The sequence below is a fragment of the Cobetia sp. MC34 genome (assembly GCF_018340035.1).
Classification (GTDB): domain Bacteria; phylum Pseudomonadota; class Gammaproteobacteria; order Pseudomonadales; family Halomonadaceae; genus Cobetia; species Cobetia amphilecti.
In genome coordinates this window covers 133,050-148,864 of record NZ_JADPPY010000003.1, presented here as the reverse complement: position 1 = coordinate 148,864, position 15,815 = coordinate 133,050, and the positions used below count along the sequence as shown (strand labels likewise).

Here is a 15,815-nt window from a genome sequence, read left to right as displayed (position 1 = left end):
CGTTTGCGTTGTCCCCACATGAAGCTCATGTGAGCCCAAAAAGAGGCCGGGTCTCCCCAAGAGGAGCCCGGCCTTCATCTTGTACTGTCAGCCCAGCTGGGCGTCTACCCATGATGGCACACCGGCCAGTGCGCCCGGAAGCGAGGCGGCGTCACTGCCACCGGCCTGGGCCATGTCAGCACGACCGCCACCCTTGCCACCGACCTGCTCGGCCACGTGGCGCACCAGATCACCCGCCTTGACGCGCGAGGTCAGGTCGTCGGTGACACCGGCGATCAGGCTGACCTTGTCACCGTCCGCGACGCCGAGCACCAGGATGCCGGAGCCGAGCTTGGACTTGAGGTCATCCATCAGGCCACGCAGCTCCTTGCCGGAGACGCCTTCGACCTGCTTGGCCAGCACCTTGATGCCCTGGACATTGGCGATGTCGCTGAGCATGTCGCTGGCCGAAGCAGACGCCAGCTTGGCCTTGAGGCGTTCAAGCTCCTTCTCGAGGCCGCGGTTGCGCTCCAGCAGGCTGCCGACGCGCTCCTCGACCTGCTCCGGCTTGGCCTTGAGACGCTCACCGAGGCGAGCCAGAGTCGCTTCCTGCGCGAGCAGGAAGTCACGCGCGGCGCGACCGGTGATGGCCTCGATACGACGCACGCCGGACGCGATGCCGGTCTCGGCGAGAATGTGCATCTGGCCGATGTCGCCGCTGCGCTTGACGTGAGTCCCGCCGCACAGCTCGATGGAGAAGGCATCCTGACCGATGGTCAGCACGCGGACTTCCTCACCATACTTGGCATCGAAGAGTGCCGCTGCGCCGCGCGCCTTGGCCTCATCGAGGCTCATGAACTCGATGGTGGTCTCGGCGTTGGCCAGGATCTGCGCGTTGACGATGCGCTCGACCTCGGACAGCTGTTCGGCCGTCATCGCCTCAAAGTGGCTGAAGTCGAAGCGCAGACGCTCGGCCGTGACCAGCGAGCCCTTCTGCTGAACGTGCTCGCCCAGCACCAGACGCAGCGCTTCGTGCAGCAGGTGCGTGGCGGAGTGGTTGCGCACGGAAGCCGCGCGCAGCTCGGCATCGACCTGCGGACGCACCTTGTCACCGACCTTGAGAGCGCCTTCGATCAGCACACCGTGGTGCAGGTGATGGCCGGTCTGCTTCTGGGTATCGCTGACCTGGAAGCGACCGCCGTCCAGATGCAGATAACCGGTGTCACCGGCCTGGCCGCCTGATTCGCCGTAGAACGGGGTGGTATCGAGCACCACGATGCCCTTGGTGTCCACCTCGAGCTGCTCGACGGCATTGCCTTCGGCGTCGAACAGCGAGGTGACGGTGGCTTCCCCTTCCAGCTGGTCGTAGCCGGTGAAGACGGTCTCGCCTTCCAGCACCAGGTTGGCGGAGTAGTCGCCGCCGAAGTTGCTGGCGGCACGGGCGCGATCACGCTGTGCTTCCAGGGCCGCCTGGAAACCTGCCTCATCGAGGATCAGCTCGCGCTCGCGGCAGATGTCGGCGGTCAGGTCATACGGGAAGCCGTAGGTGTCGTAGAGTTTGAAGATGGTCTCGCCGTCGAGGGTATTGCCCTCGAGGCCAGCGATGGCTTCTTCCAGAAGCTTCATGCCGTGTTCCAGCGTACGTGCGAACTGCTCCTCTTCCTTGAGCAGCACACGTTCGATCTGCTCGCGAGCGGCGCGCAGTTCCGGATAGGCATCACCCATCTCGCTGTCGAGAGCCGCGACCAGCTTGTAGAAGAAGCTGCCACGCGCCCCCAGCTTGTGACCGTGACGCACGGCGCGACGGATGATGCGACGCAGCACGTAGCCACGGCCTTCGTTGGACGGCAGCACGCCATCGGCGATCAGGAAGGCACACGAGCGGATGTGGTCAGCCACCACGCGCAGTGACGGCGTGGCGATGTTGTCGTGACCGATGATCTCGGCCGCGGCGGCCAACAGATTCTGGAACAGGTCGATCTCGTAGTTGGAGTGCACGCCCTGCATCACGGCCGCGACACGCTCCAGGCCCATGCCGGTATCGATGGACGGCTTGGGCAGCGGGTGCAGCGTGCCCTCGGCGTCACGGTCGAACTGCATGAAGACCAGGTTCCAGATCTCGATGTAGCGATCGCCATCCTCGTCCGGGCTGCCCGGCGGGCCACCGGCGACGTCTTCGCCGTGGTCATAGAAGATTTCGGAGGACGGGCCGCACGGGCCGGTGTCGCCCATCTGCCAGAAGTTGTCCTCGTCGAGACGCGAGAAGCGGTTCTGATCGATGCCGACCTCGTTGAACCAGATGTCACGGGCTTCGTCATCGCTGACGTGCACGGTGACCCACAGCTTCTCCTTCGGCAGGCCGAGTTCTTCGGTCAGAAACTTCCAGGCGAACTGGATGGCTTCGCGCTTGAAGTAGTCGCCGAAGCTGAAGTTGCCCAGCATCTCGAAGAAGGTGTGGTGACGGGCGGTATAGCCGACGTTGTCCAGGTCATTGTGCTTGCCACCGGCGCGCACGCAGCGCTGCGCGGAGGTTGCACGGCTGTAGCCACGCGGATCACGGCCCAGGAAGACATCCTTGAAGGGCACCATGCCGGCGTTGGTGAACAGCAGGGTCGGGTCGTTGTTCGGCACCAGGGAGCTGGTGGGAACAATGGTATGGCCCTGCTTCTCGAAATAGGTCAGGAAGGCGTTTCTGATTTCTGCGCTTTTCATAGAGGTTCCGTAGCGATGTGCGTAAAGACGCTCCGGGGGTCTTCTGCATGACTTCCGCATGGTTTCTGCATATTCATCCATGTGGGTATGCATGGAGGTGCAATGAAAAGCATGAAAGAAGGCGCCTGCCCCGTGCCGTCGCAAGACGACCTAGTATAACGCCTGTTCGCGCAAGCTAAAGGGGGGGAAATGCCTTGAAGCGCCGGTTTGCGCGTCATGAGAGCCAAACAGTCGCCCGCCAGCTAGCCTTCTTCGCCCTCATCACTCCAGGCGGACTCCATGGCATAGCGCAGCTGCTCATAATCGAAGCCGCGCTGGAGCAGAAAGCGTTCGCGCCGTGCGCGCTCCTTGTGTCCCTCGCCGGGGCCGGTAAAGCGCCTGGTCAGCGTCTCGCGCGCCAGCTCGAAGAAATCCACCGCCTCGACATGACCGAAGGCATCCGGCGTCGGGTCACTGGCGGCACGCATCACGGCATTGAGCGTCTCGCTATCGATACCACGCTGGCGCAGCTCCTGCTGGATACGCCTCGGCCCCTGCCCGCGCAGCACTCGCGTCCGCAGGAAGCTGGCGGCAAAGCGCTCATCGGATTGCAGGCCCTCCTCGGCCATGCGCTCCAGCACCTCCTCGATCAGCAGCTCGACCTCATCGCGACTCAAGGCCGCCTGTGCGCCCTCCTCGCCCGCGGCTTGCCGCTCTGCCAACTCGTCATCGCTGACCGCCCGCAGGTAGTCACGCTCCTTGAGATAGTCGTGCAGCTCGCGGCGGCTATGTTCGCGGCGCGCCAGTCGCGCGATGGCATCATTGCGCGCACGCCGCTGCGGCGTCATCGCGCCTGAGTCGAGCGGTTGATACTCAGGCCCACCCATTTCAGCGCTGTCATCGTGCATGGTCATGCTCCCCGGGGTTGAGCAGAAGGACATCGATGGACGTGAACGCAAGGCGCCCGCCTCCGAGTCATCGGGGCGGGCGCCTTGGGATCATCTCACCGGGTCGGAAACGACACGTTGAGATGACGCCAGCCTGGCGGCTGGCGCTCTTGCTCTTTCTTCTGGACGAACCTCAATCGAGATCGATATCCAGGTCGTCTTCACTCTCGGCGGCCGCGGTCTCTTTCGGCTCTTCCTTGGCTTCCGGCGCTGCCAGCAACTGGGCACGGATCTGGGTTTCAATCTCCTCCATGATGGCGGGATTGTCTTCCAGGTACTGGGCGGAGTTGGCCTTGCCCTGACCGATCTTGCTGCCCTGATAGCTGTACCAGGCGCCTGACTTGCCGACCAGACCACACTGCACACCCAGGTCGATCACCTCACCGGCGTGATAGATGCCCTTGCCGTAGAGAATCTGGAACTCGGCCTGACGGAACGGCGGCGCGACCTTGTTCTTGACGACCTTGACGCGGGTCTCGTTACCGGTGACTTCATCACCGGACTTCACGGAGCCGGTACGACGGATATCCAGACGCACACTGGAGTAGAACTTCAGTGCGTTACCGCCAGTCGTGGTTTCGGGGCTACCGAACATCACGCCGATCTTCATGCGGATCTGGTTGATGAACACCACCATGCAGTTGGCGTTCTTGATGTGACCGGTCACCTTGCGCAGCGCCTGGGACATCAGACGCGCCTGCAGGCCGACGTGGGAGTCACCCATCTCGCCTTCGATCTCGGCACGCGGCGTCAGCGCCGCCACAGAGTCGACGATGATGACGTCAACACCGCCGGAGCGTACCAGCATGTCGACGATCTCGAGCGCCTGCTCACCGGTGTCCGGCTGGGAGACCAGCATCTCGTCCAGATTGACGCCCAGCTTCTCGGCGTAGGACGGATCCAGTGCGTGCTCGGCATCGATGAAGGCACAGACCTTGCCCTGCTTCTGCGCCTGGGCGATGACCGAGAGGGTCAGTGTCGTCTTGCCCGAGGATTCCGGACCGTAGATCTCGACCACGCGCCCGAAGGGCAGGCCGCCGATGCCGAGTGCGATATCCAGCCCCAGAGAACCGGTGGAAACCGACGGGATGGCCACACGCGGGGCATCGCCCATGCGCATGACGGCGCCCTTGCCGAACTGGCGCTCGATCTGGGACAGCGCCGCGTTCAGCGCCTTGGTACGATTGTCGTCCTTTGCCATGTGGCCTCCTGTCGAACGGCGGAGCCACACGGGCTACCACCTAGAATAGAGAATTCTGTCACTGAGAGCTGAGCAGACACCGTCAGACTAGCGGCTGAGGTGTCGTGGCAAAACCCTGTATACATGGACAGTATAATGCCGCAAGTTGCGTCACTCTGCCAGTCCGGTGATGCGCTTTTTCAGGCAGCACCCTCAACGCGGGGCTTGCATCGGGCTCACGCGTCTTCGGTGCCGATCTGCAAGGCCTCCACGCGCTCGATCAAGCCCTGTAACGCTTCCCGCACGGCGGCGTCACGCACGGCCTGCCGGTCGCCGGGAAAGTGACAGCAGCGTGCCTGCTGGCGCGCCTCACTCCCCCACGCCAGCCACACGGTGCCGACGGGCTTCTCGTCACTTCCCCCGCCGGGGCCGGCCACACCGCTGATCGCCACCCCCAGCTCAGCGCCACTTTCGCGACAGGCGCCCCGCACCATCTCGCACACGACCGCCTCTGAGACGGCACCGAATGTTTCAAACGATGTCTCACTGACCCCCAGCAGGCGCTGCTTGGTGGCATTGGAATAGGTCACGTAGCCCGCATCGAAATAGCTGGAGCTACCGGCAATCGCCGTGATCGCCGCACTCACCCCACCCCCGGTGCACGACTCGGCGGTGGTGACGCGCACGCCGCGCGCGACTGCCAGCGCCTGCAACTGCTCAGCCAGGGCATTCGCGCACGCAGCCTCGGGGGTCGTACCAGTCAATCGGCTCACGAACTTTCTCCTTGTGGAGGTCATCGGGTGAAAAGGGCAGCGAGCATGAGACATCACAGGCATTGGAGCCGGCCGCGCCAGTCCGTAGAATATCGCGCATCCCGCATGCCGTGCTCTCGCATGTGTGCTTTTTCCCATTGCAGTGCAGTCAAGGAAGTCCATGGCCATGGCCAAGAACAGCGCGCCCCAGATGACGCCGATGATGACGCAGTACATGAAGATCAAACGCGAGCACCCCGGCGTGCTGCTGTTCTATCGCATGGGCGACTTCTATGAACTGTTTCATGAGGACGCCAAGCGCGCAGCACAACTGCTCGATATCACGTTGACGGCGCGCGGCAGCTCCGGTGGCTCACCGATTCCCATGGCAGGGGTGCCCTACCACAGCGCTGAAGGCTATCTGGCACGCCTGGTCAAGATGGGCGAATCGGTGGCCATCTGCGAGCAGATCGGCGACCCGGCGACCAGCAAGGGGCCTGTCGAGCGCAAGGTCGTGCGTATCGTCACCCCGGGGACGCTGCACGATGAGGCGCTGCTGGATGCCAGCCGCGACAACCTGCTGGTGGCGCTGCACCGTGATGGCGAGACCTGGGGCCTGGCCGCTCTCGAGCTCTCCTCCGGTCGCTTCAGCGTGCTCGAGGTCAATGGTGATGACGAGCTGCTGGCCGAGATCCAGCGTCTGTCGCCTGCCGAAGTCATGGTCGGCGAAAGCCGTACCCTCCCCGCCAGCCTGGCCTCGCGCCCGGGCCTGACCCGCCAGAGCGATTGGCACTTCGATCACGAGACTGCCTTGCGCCTGCTGTGCGATCAGTTCGGCGTCCAGGACCTCAACGGCTTCGGCTGCAGCCACCTGACGCGCGCCGTCACGGCAGCCGGTGCCCTGCTCGACTACGCTCGCGACACCCAGCGTACCGGCCTGCCCCACGTGACCGCGCTGGCCGTCGAGAGCCGCGATGACTCGGTGGTGATCGATGCCGCCAGCCGTCGCAACCTCGAGATCGACACCAACCTGGGCGGCACCAGCGACAACACGCTGGCCAGCGTGCTGGACGTCACCGCGACCGCGATGGGTTCACGCCTGCTCAAGCGCTGGCTCAACCGCCCGCTGCGCGATCAGCTCCAGATCGGCCAGCGTCAGGCGGCGGTGCAACGTCTGCTGGATGGCGACTACCCCTTCGAGCTGCAAGGCCTGCTCAAGCGCATCGGCGATGTGGAGCGTATCCTCGCCCGTGTCGCGCTGCGCAGCGCACGCCCCCGTGACATGGCACGCCTGCGCGATGGCCTCAACACTCTGCCCGAGCTGCGCGCCGTGCTCGCCAGCGTCGAAAAAGGCAGCGCCATCGATGACCTGCGCGATGCCATCCGCCTGTTCCCGGCACTTTCCGCGATGCTCAGCGAGGCGCTGGTCGAGAATCCGCCGGTGGTGCTGCGCGATGGTGGCGTGATCGCCGATGGCTACGACGATGAGCTGGACGAGTATCGCGGCCTGTCCGAGAACGCCGGCCAGTATCTGGTCGCACTCGAGACCCGCGAGCGCGAGCGCACCGGCCTGAGCAACCTCAAGGTCGGCTACAACCGCGTGCATGGCTACTTCATCGAGCTGCCGCGCTCGCAATCGGCCGAGGCCCCGCCGGAATACATCCGTCGCCAGACCCTCAAGAATGCCGAGCGCTTCATCATCCCCGAGCTCAAGGAGTTCGAGGACAAGGCGCTGTCTGCCAAGTCCAAGTCACTGGCGCGCGAGAAGCTGCTGTACGAGCACCTGCTGGATGACCTGAATACCGAACTGGATGGCCTGCAGCAGACGGCCCGCGCACTGGCGTCACTGGATGTGCTGACCGCCTTCGCCGATCGCGCTGCCTCGCTCGATTTCGTGCGCCCCGAACTCAGCGAGACCCCGGGCATCGATATCGAAGGCGGACGCCACCCGGTGGTCGAGCATGTCAGCGATCATCCCTTCGTTCCCAACGATGTGCGCTTCGATGATGCGCGGCGCATGCTGGTGATCACCGGCCCCAACATGGGCGGTAAATCCACCTACATGCGCCAGACGGCACTGATCGCTCTGCTCGCGCATACCGGCAGCTTCGTGCCGGCGTCGCGCGCCTGCATCGGCCCGCTGGACCGCATCTTCACGCGCATCGGCTCCTCGGATGACCTGGCCGGCGGCCGCTCGACCTTCATGGTCGAGATGACAGAGACCGCCAGCATCCTGCACAACGCCACTGACGAGAGCCTGGTGTTGATGGATGAAATCGGCCGCGGCACCTCGACCTTCGATGGCCTGTCACTGGCATGGGCCAGCGCCGAGCATCTGGCGCGCACGCGTGCCTTCACCCTGTTCGCGACTCATTACTTCGAGATGACAGCGCTGCCCGAGCATGCCGATGCCGTCGCCAACGTGCATCTGACGGCCGCTGAGCACGGCGATGGCATCGTCTTCATGCACCGCGTCGAGGAAGGCCCCGCCAGCCAGAGCTATGGCCTGCAGGTAGCCCAGCTGGCTGGGGTGCCGCAGAGCGTCATCCTGCGGGCACGCGAGAAGCTGACCAGTCTGGAGCAGCAGGAAGTCGATCGTCCGCAGGTGGCGCGCGAGGATGCGCTGGGCCAGCCGGTACCGCAACAGAATGACCTGTTCGCGGCACCGCCGCATCCGGTCGTCGAGGCCCTCAATGGTCTTGACCCGGATGATCTGAGCCCCAAGCGAGCGCTGGAGCTGATCTACGAATGGCACCGTCAGCGCTGAGCGCCGTCACACCGAGCCAGCGTTGGCGCGCCTGGCCCGAGAATGAGTGGCAAGGCCCGAGAATGAGCGGCAAGGCTCGACAGCAACCTTCGGGCATAGCACCATTCCAAAACGATCCGCCCCTGCTGATTGCGGGGGCGGCAGAGCGCCACTAGAATAACGCCTTATAACATCTGCGCCGCTTATAACCTGAAGGCCATGATGTCGCCGAGACGACACATGGTGGGCGCCTGGACCACGACCTACGAGAGAGACGCCAATCCGCGTCAGGAGACCTGCATGGCATTCATCGTCACCGAGAACTGCATTCGCTGCAAATACACCGACTGCGTGGAAGTCTGCCCGGTGGATTGCTTCTACGAAGGCCCGAACTTCCTGGTGATCAACCCGGATGAGTGCATTGACTGCGCGCTGTGTGAGCCGGAATGCCCCGCCGAAGCCATCTTCTCCGAAGATGAAGTGCCGGAGAACCAGAAGGAATTCATCGAGCTGAATGCCGATCTGGCCGAAGTCTGGCCGAACATCAGCGAGAAGAAGGACGCCATGGAAGACGCCGAGAAGTGGGATGGTGTCGATGGCAAGCTTGAGTATCTGGAGCAGTAAGCCCCTCAAGCAAACCGCATCTCACGTGGCAAGTGGCTTGCCCGCCCTGACCGGGCAAGCCCGGCTCTCACGACAGAAACGGCAGCGATTCCCTCGGGAGCCGCTGCCGTTTCGGTATCTGATGCCGGAAGTCGGAGACTCAAGCTCATGCCAGGAGCTCATGCCAGGAGCTCAGCCCCCTGACATCCGGACATAAAAAAGGGCGACCCCGTAAGGTCGCCCGCTCCAAGCGTGTCCCTGTCGATCCATCCTAGATCGCACTCCTGAGTGCTGTCCCTGCCCTTCACGACATCCTGTCATTCGGGGCGCACCGTCACGCGTGGCGGGCATTGCAGCACTGCTCGCGCAGCTGTCCCACCGCAATGCCCGTTCGTGCAGATATTTGCCTGTCCTGCTGTCCTGCCCATGCATTGCCCGGCGTCCTGCCTGTACCGCTCCCTGCCTGTGCAGCTGACAGCCTCATGACATTCCTTGTCCACCATCCTTGTCGTGGCTTCCTGCCACTTGATGCTGCCGCTGTCTGCCCCATCATTCCTGACGCCGATGATGCCCCGTCATCCGTCACTTCCTGTGAAGGGCAAGCTTCCTAACTGCATATCAGAGCCTGGGGCTCTTCGACACTCCGTGTCGTTATCGTGCTTCCTGCCTGTGTGGCGCTTCCCATCGCCGACGGATCATCCTGATCCTGACACACTCCGGTGTCATGCCCGCTATCCTTGCTTCCCTGGCATCTCTCGCCTGACTCCTTCAAGCGAAGATATGCAGCTCTCTGCTACCGACGTCCATGTCAGGTCCTTTTCCGCCGAGCGTCCTGCTCAGCGAGGCGAAACGTCCTGTCTCGCCATCAAGTCTTTTCTGATCATCCCGTTGGCATCCTGCCGAGACTGCGGTGTCCCGCCGCACCCTCACGTCCATGCAGCCATTCTGGGCAGCATTCGCCGGCGAGGCAACTAGCCAAACCGCTTAACCCGCTATACCTGAACAGGTCGTCAAAGAAAATATATTCAATAAAATTAAATAGATACTGAATAACATACGTTCATAGCCGAAGGCAACTCGCAGCCAGTGTCTCGATTGTCCTGCGGGATTTGTAAGAGATGGCTTACACGAAATCAGTGCCTGAAAGCGGCCTGTTTCCTGCCCCCCTCAAACGCACTCAATCATCGCCTGCAATGCACAACGGGGCCGTGCCAGAAGGCACGACCCCGTTGCAAGTTACCTCTGCGATGCTGGGCGTTGAGCCCCTCACATCACAGGCGATTACTGACCCTTGATCTCTTTCAGGCCGTTGTAAGCCACATCACCCAGCTGCTGCTCGATCACCAGCAGACGGTTGTACTTGGCGACACGGTCAGAGCGGCACAGAGAGCCGGTCTTGATCTGGCCAGCACAGGTACCGACAGCGAGGTCGGCGATGGTGGTATCTTCGGTCTCGCCACTGCGGTGGGAGATGACCGCGGTGAAGCCGGCGGCCTGCGCCATCTTGATCGCATCCAGGGTCTCGGACAGCGAGCCGATCTGGTTGAACTTGATCAGGATGGAGTTGCCGATGCCTTCATCGATACCACGGCTCAGGATGCGCGTGTTGGTGACGAACAGGTCGTCGCCGACCAGCTGCACCTTGTCGCCCAGCTCGTCGGTCAGCATCTTCCAGCCTTCCCAGTCGGACTCGTCCATGCCGTCTTCGATGGAGACGATCGGATATTCCGCGGCCAGGCCGGCCAGATAGTCGACGAAACCACGTGCGTCGAAGCTCTTGCCTTCGCCGGACAGGTTGTACTGACCGTCCTTGTAGAACTCGGAAGACGCGCAATCCAGCGCCAGGGTCACATCGGTGCCCAGGGTGTAGCCCGCATCGCTGACGGCCTGCTTGATGACGGCCAGTGCTTCGGAGTTGGACGCCAGGTTCGGTGCAAAGCCACCTTCATCACCCACGGAGGTGCTCAGCTCGCGACCCTGCAGCACCTTCTTCAGTGCGTGGAAGATCTCGGCGCCGGTGCGCAGTGCTTCACGGAAGGTCGGCGCGCCGACCGGCTGGACCATGAACTCCTGGATGTCGACATTGTTGTCGGCATGCTCACCGCCGTTGATGATGTTCATCATCGGCACCGGCATGGAGTACTGGCCCGGCTGGCCGTAGAGCTCAGCGATGTGAGCATAGAGCTCGATGCCCTTGGCCTGCGCTGCCGCCTTGGCAGCCGCCAGAGAGACGGCAAGAATCGCGTTGGCACCCAGCGATTCCTTGTTCTCGGTACCGTCCAGCGCCAGCATGGCATCGTCCAGCGCGCGCTGGTCGAGTGCATCCATGCCCACGAGGCGCTCGCGGATCGCGCCATTGACGGCTTCGACTGCCTTCAGCACGCCCTTGCCCAGATAACGGCTCTTGTCGCCATCACGCAATTCCAGCGCTTCACGCGAACCGGTGGAGGCACCGGAAGGAGCGCAGGCACTGGCGCGTTGGCCACCTTCCAGCACGACCTCGGCCTGTACGGTCGGGTTACCACGGGAATCGAGCACCTCAAGGGCGCGGATTTCGACGATATTGGCCATCTTGTGTCGTCCTCTACACGGGGGATTGAAACACCACGACGGGCATCTTGCCCATAGTGCAAAAAGGCCGCTCACACAGGGGTGAACGGCCAGTAGTCCTGCTCAACGAATGTCCAGCGGCGCGAAGCCCTTGACCAGCGCATCCAGCGATTGCAGCTGGCGCAGGAAGGGTTCGAGCTGGTCCAGCGGCAAGGCGCAGGGGCCGTCACACTTGGCGTTGTCCGGGTCCGGATGCGCTTCGAGGAACAGACCCGCCAGCCCCAATGCGACACCGGAGCGTGCCAGATCGAAGACCTGCTCACGACGCCCGCCAGCGGAATCGGCTCGCCCGCCCGGGCGCTGCAGCGAGTGGGTGACATCGAACAATACCGGCAGGCCGCTATCCTTCATCTCGGCCATGCCGAGCATGTCGACCACCAGGTTGTTGTAACCGAAGCTGGAGCCACGCTCGCACAGCAGAATCCGGTCATTGCCCGCTTCACCGCACTTGGCGACGATATGGCGCATCTCGTGCGGCGCGAGGAACTGCGGCTTCTTGACGTTGATGACGGCGCCGGTGCGCGCCATGGCCACGACCAGGTCCGTCTGCCGCGCCAGGAAGGCCGGCAGCTGGATGACATCGGCCACTTCCGCCACGGCCGCCGCCTGATGCGGCTCATGCACGTCCGTGATGATCGGCACACCGAAGCGCGACTTGATCTCGGCCAGAATCTCGAGCCCCTTCTCCACCCCTGGACCGCGGTAGGAGTGCATGGAGCTGCGGTTGGCCTTGTCGAAGCTGGCCTTGAAGACGTACGGCATGCCCAGGCGTGACGTCACTTCGACGTACTGCTCGGCGACTTCAAGCGCCAGCTCCCGCGATTCGAGCACGTTCATGCCACCGAAAAGCGTCATCGGACGATCGTTGGCGACTTGCAGACCCGCAAATTCGATCACGCGTTGTTCGTTGCTCATCTCTGCACCGTCCATCAAATCGTTGTCCAGCGGCAGTCTGCCTGATGATGCTCTGGCGAACATCAAGACATGCAACCACCGCGGAGAAGACCTACGGGCGCCACCCGAGGTGGCGCCCGCTCAACACCCTATCACTCGCCGCGAGTACGCGCCGCCTTGTGATTGAGCGCGGCATTCACGAAGCCGGTGAACAGCGGATGGCCATCACGCGGCGTGGAGGTGAATTCCGGGTGGAACTGACATGCCACGAACCACGGGTGATCCGGCAGCTCGACCATCTCGACCAGCGAGTTGTCGACACTGCGACCGGAGAAGATCAGGCCCGCTTCTTCCAGGGCCGGCACGAACTGGTCGTTGACCTCATAGCGGTGACGGTGACGCTCGACGATCTCATCGCTGCCATAGGCCTGATGCGCCTTGGAGCCGTTGAGCAGGCTGCAGGCCTGGCCGCCGAGGCGCATGGTGCCGCCCAGATCAGACGCCGCGTCGCGGGTCTCGATCTTGCCTTCCGGCGTCAGCCACTCGGTGATCAGACCGACCACCGGGTGCTGGGTGTCATGGGTGAACTCGGTGGAGTTGGCATCGCTCCAGCCTGCCACGTTACGCGCGAACTCGATGACGGCAACCTGCATGCCCAGGCAGATGCCCAGATACGGCACCTTGTTCTCACGCGCGAAGCGCGCAGTGGCGATCTTGCCTTCCACGCCACGCTCGCCGAAGCCGCCCGGCACCAGCACCGCGTCCTTGCCGATCAGACGGTCGGTGCCGTTGCGCTCGATCTCCTCGGAGTCGATGAAGTCGACGTTGACCTTCACACGCCCCTGGATACCGGCGTGGATCAGCGCCTCGTTCAGCGACTTGTAGGCGTCGAGCAGCTCCATGTACTTGCCGACCATCGCGATGTTGATGGTCTTGAGCGGGTTGAGCTTGGCGTCGAGCACCGCGACCCACTCGGACATGTCGGCCTCTTTGGCCTCCAGGCGGAACTTGTCGCAGACGATCTCGTCGAGGCCGGCTTCGTGGAGCATCAACGGAATGCGATAGATGGTGTCGGCATCCTGCAGGGAGACGACGGCACGCTCTTCGACGTTGGTGAACAGCGAGATCTTGCGACGCTCGCTTTCCTCGATCTCGACTTCGCTGCGGCAGATCAGGATATCCGGCTGGATACCGATGGAGCGCAGCTCCTTGACGCTGTGCTGGGTCGGCTTGGTCTTGGTCTCGCCGGCCGTCTTGATGTACGGCACCAGTGTCAGGTGCATGAAGAGCGCACGCTCGCCACCCAGCTGCGCACGCAGCTGACGGATGGACTCCAGGAACGGCAGCGACTCGATGTCACCCACGGTACCGCCGATCTCGACCAGTGCGACGTCATAGCCTTCACCGCCGGCGATCACGCGACGCTTGATCTCGTCGGTGATGTGCGGGATGACCTGCACCGTTCCGCCGAGGTAGTCACCGCGGCGCTCCTTGCGCAGTACGTGCTCGTAGACGCGACCGGTGGTGAAGTTGTTGCCCTGGGTCATACGCGAACGGATGAAACGCTCGTAGTGACCGAGGTCGAGGTCGGTTTCCGCGCCATCTTCGGTGACAAAGACTTCGCCGTGCTGGAACGGGCTCATGGTGCCCGGATCGACGTTGATGTACGGATCCAGCTTGAGGATGGTGACCTTGAGGCCACGGGCCTCGAGAATAGCCGCCAGCGAAGCGGATGCGATGCCCTTGCCAAGCGAGGACACAACGCCGCCCGTCACGAAGATAAATCGTGTCATGGAAACCTGCCGAAAACGTGAGCTGTAGGAGAGATCCGGGGGAACGGATCAGGATGGGTCGCCAGTCTAGCGGAAAGGCTGCTCCGGCTCAATTTGAATGCCACCACCTGCCCATCTCGCGTCGCCATCCGATACACCCGCCATAACGCATCAGACCCGCCGTGGCGGGCCTGATGCGTGACGTCAGACGACCTTTACACTTCCAGGAAATCAAGAATCCCTTCAGCGGCACGGCGACCTTCATCGATGGCGGTCACCACCAGATCGGAGCCGCGCACCATGTCACCGCCAGCGAACACCTTGGCGTTGGTGGTCTGGAAGGCATGACGCTCGGCGCTGGTCGCGATGCGGCCACGCTCATCGACGGCGATGTCGAAGTCGGCGAACCACGGCGCAGGGCTTGCCTGGAAGCCGAAGGCCACGACCACGGCATCCGCCGGCAGAATCTCTTCGGAACCCGGCACCACTTCCGGACGCTGACGGCCATTGGCATCCGGCTCACCCAGGCGGGTGCGCACGACCTTGACGCCTTCGACCTTGCCATCGCCGACCACTGCCACCGGCTGACGGTTGAAGAGGAAATCGACGCCCTCTTCGCGGGCATTGGTCACCTCACGACGTGAGCCCGGCATGTTGGCCTCGTCACGACGGTAGGCACAGGTCACGCTTTCCGCGCCCTGGCGGATGGAGGTGCGGTTGCAGTCCATCGCGGTATCACCACCGCCGAGCACCACGACCTTCTTGCCTTCCATGGAGACGTAATCCGCCGGGTCCTTCTCGAAGCCCAGACAGTGATTGACGTTGGCGATCAGGAAGTCGAGCGCCTTGTGCACGCCCGGCAGATCCTCGCCCGGGAAGCCGCCACTCATGGCGTTGTAGGTCCCCATGCCCAGGAAGACGGCATCGTATTCCTCGAGCAGCGCATCGAAGGTCACATCACGCCCGACCTCGACGTTGAGACGGAACTCCATGCCCATCTCTTCGAAGATCTCGCGGCGACGCGTCATCACGCCCTTCTCGAGCTTGAACTCCGGGATACCGAAGGTCAGCAGACCGCCGATTTCCGGATGGCGATCATAGATCACCGGACGCACGCCATTGCGCACCAGGATATCGGCGGCACCGAGACCCGCCGGGCCTGCACCGATGATGGCGACGCGCTTGTCGGTCCAGCTGACCTTGGACATGTCGGGGCGCCAGCCCATCGCGAAGGCGGTGTCGGTGATGTACTTCTCCACCGAGCCGATGGTGACGGCACCGAAGCCGTCATTCAGAGTGCAGTCGCCCTCGCAGAGACGGTCCTGCGGGCAGACGCGACCACAGACTTCCGGCAGCGAGTTGGTCTGGTGCGAAAGCTCGGCGGCTTCAAGGATATTGCCCTCGGAGACCAGCTTCAGCCAGTTGGGAATGTAGTTGTGTACCGGGCACTTCCACTCACAGTAGGGGTTGCCACAGCCCAGGCAGCGATGTGCCTGGCTGGCGGCTTCTACCGGCTTGAACTCGGCATAGATCTCGTTGAACTCACGTGCGCGCACGCGAGCATCTTTCTTCTGCGGGTCCTGACGACCCACATCGATGAACTGGAAGTCGTTGGCGAGCTGATTGGCCATGATGAATCCT

Annotated in this window: 10 protein-coding genes; 2 read left to right on the top strand and 8 right to left on the bottom strand. The window is 63.1% G+C overall.

Features of this window, described 5'->3' with window-relative positions; translation table 11 throughout:
- Positions 1 to 87: 87 nt before the first annotated feature.
- From alaS to IZU87_RS02800, 4 genes are all read right to left on the bottom strand, one after another.
- Positions 88 to 2,691 carry an alanine--tRNA ligase gene (gene alaS / locus IZU87_RS02815; RefSeq protein WP_054556500.1) on the bottom strand — a complete coding sequence of 868 codons (2,604 nt, stop codon included), beginning with the start codon at positions 2,689 to 2,691 and terminating at the stop codon, positions 88 to 90.
- Between the two features lie 242 nt (positions 2,692 to 2,933).
- Positions 2,934 to 3,578 (bottom strand): regulatory protein RecX, encoded by a 645-nt coding sequence (locus IZU87_RS02810; RefSeq protein ID WP_349305157.1) that lies wholly within the window; start codon positions 3,576 to 3,578, stop codon positions 2,934 to 2,936.
- 172 nt (positions 3,579 to 3,750) lie between these two features.
- The gene (recA, locus tag IZU87_RS02805) at positions 3,751 to 4,818 is read right to left on the bottom strand and encodes a recombinase RecA (RefSeq protein WP_043332943.1); all 1,068 of its coding nucleotides are present in this window, start codon (positions 4,816 to 4,818) and stop codon (positions 3,751 to 3,753) included.
- A gap of 215 nt (positions 4,819 to 5,033) precedes the next feature.
- Entirely contained in the window at positions 5,034 to 5,570 is a 537-nt protein-coding gene (locus IZU87_RS02800) for a CinA family protein (protein WP_474373264.1), read from the bottom strand.
- Between the two features lie 166 nt (positions 5,571 to 5,736).
- Between IZU87_RS02800 and mutS the strand changes: the two genes are divergently transcribed.
- Both mutS and fdxA read left to right on the top strand, forming a co-directional pair.
- Complete coding sequence (gene mutS / locus IZU87_RS02795; RefSeq protein ID WP_153636588.1) at positions 5,737 to 8,316, top strand: DNA mismatch repair protein MutS; 2,580 nt, start codon at positions 5,737 to 5,739, stop codon at positions 8,314 to 8,316.
- A 279-nt stretch (positions 8,317 to 8,595) separates the two neighbouring features.
- Positions 8,596 to 8,919, top strand: a complete 324-nt coding sequence (gene fdxA, locus IZU87_RS02790) for a ferredoxin FdxA (RefSeq protein ID WP_043333067.1) — start codon at positions 8,596 to 8,598, stop codon at positions 8,917 to 8,919.
- A gap of 1,260 nt (positions 8,920 to 10,179) precedes the next feature.
- Here the strand turns inward: fdxA and eno are convergent.
- The 4 genes from eno to IZU87_RS02770 form a co-directional block, all read right to left on the bottom strand.
- Positions 10,180 to 11,469: a phosphopyruvate hydratase gene (gene eno / locus IZU87_RS02785; RefSeq protein ID WP_043332946.1), complete on the bottom strand. Its 1,290-nt coding sequence runs from the start codon at positions 11,467 to 11,469 to the stop codon at positions 10,180 to 10,182.
- A 102-nt stretch (positions 11,470 to 11,571) separates the two neighbouring features.
- Complete coding sequence (gene kdsA, locus IZU87_RS02780) at positions 11,572 to 12,423, bottom strand: 3-deoxy-8-phosphooctulonate synthase (RefSeq protein ID WP_213113601.1); 852 nt, start codon at positions 12,421 to 12,423, stop codon at positions 11,572 to 11,574.
- 131 nt (positions 12,424 to 12,554) lie between these two features.
- Positions 12,555 to 14,195, bottom strand: coding sequence for a CTP synthase (gene pyrG, locus IZU87_RS02775; RefSeq protein ID WP_043332948.1), 1,641 nt, complete (start codon positions 14,193 to 14,195; stop codon positions 12,555 to 12,557).
- 194 nt (positions 14,196 to 14,389) lie between these two features.
- Positions 14,390 to 15,805, bottom strand: coding sequence for a glutamate synthase small subunit GltD family protein (locus tag IZU87_RS02770; RefSeq protein WP_043332950.1), 1,416 nt, complete (start codon positions 15,803 to 15,805; stop codon positions 14,390 to 14,392).
- Between the last annotated feature and the right edge of the window lie 10 nt (positions 15,806 to 15,815).

Bases quoted from the DNA above. Each gene is read 5' to 3' on its own strand.
- eno (WP_043332946.1), bottom strand. From the start codon at position 11,469: ATGGCCAATATCGTCGAAATCCGCGCCCTTGAGGTGCTCGATTCCCGT.
- kdsA (WP_213113601.1), bottom strand. From the start codon at position 12,423: ATGAGCAACGAACAACGCGTGATCGAATTTGCGGGTCTGCAAGTCGCC.
- IZU87_RS02810 (WP_349305157.1), bottom strand. From the start codon at position 3,578: ATGCACGATGACAGCGCTGAAATGGGTGGGCCTGAGTATCAACCGCTC.
- recA (WP_043332943.1), bottom strand. From the start codon at position 4,818: ATGGCAAAGGACGACAATCGTACCAAGGCGCTGAACGCGGCGCTGTCC.
- IZU87_RS02770 (WP_043332950.1), bottom strand. From the start codon at position 15,805: ATGGCCAATCAGCTCGCCAACGACTTCCAGTTCATCGATGTGGGTCGT.
- alaS (WP_054556500.1), bottom strand. From the start codon at position 2,691: ATGAAAAGCGCAGAAATCAGAAACGCCTTCCTGACCTATTTCGAGAAG.
- pyrG (WP_043332948.1), bottom strand. From the start codon at position 14,195: ATGACACGATTTATCTTCGTGACGGGCGGCGTTGTGTCCTCGCTTGGC.
- fdxA (WP_043333067.1), top strand. From the start codon at position 8,596: ATGGCATTCATCGTCACCGAGAACTGCATTCGCTGCAAATACACCGAC.
- mutS (WP_153636588.1), top strand. From the start codon at position 5,737: ATGGCCAAGAACAGCGCGCCCCAGATGACGCCGATGATGACGCAGTAC.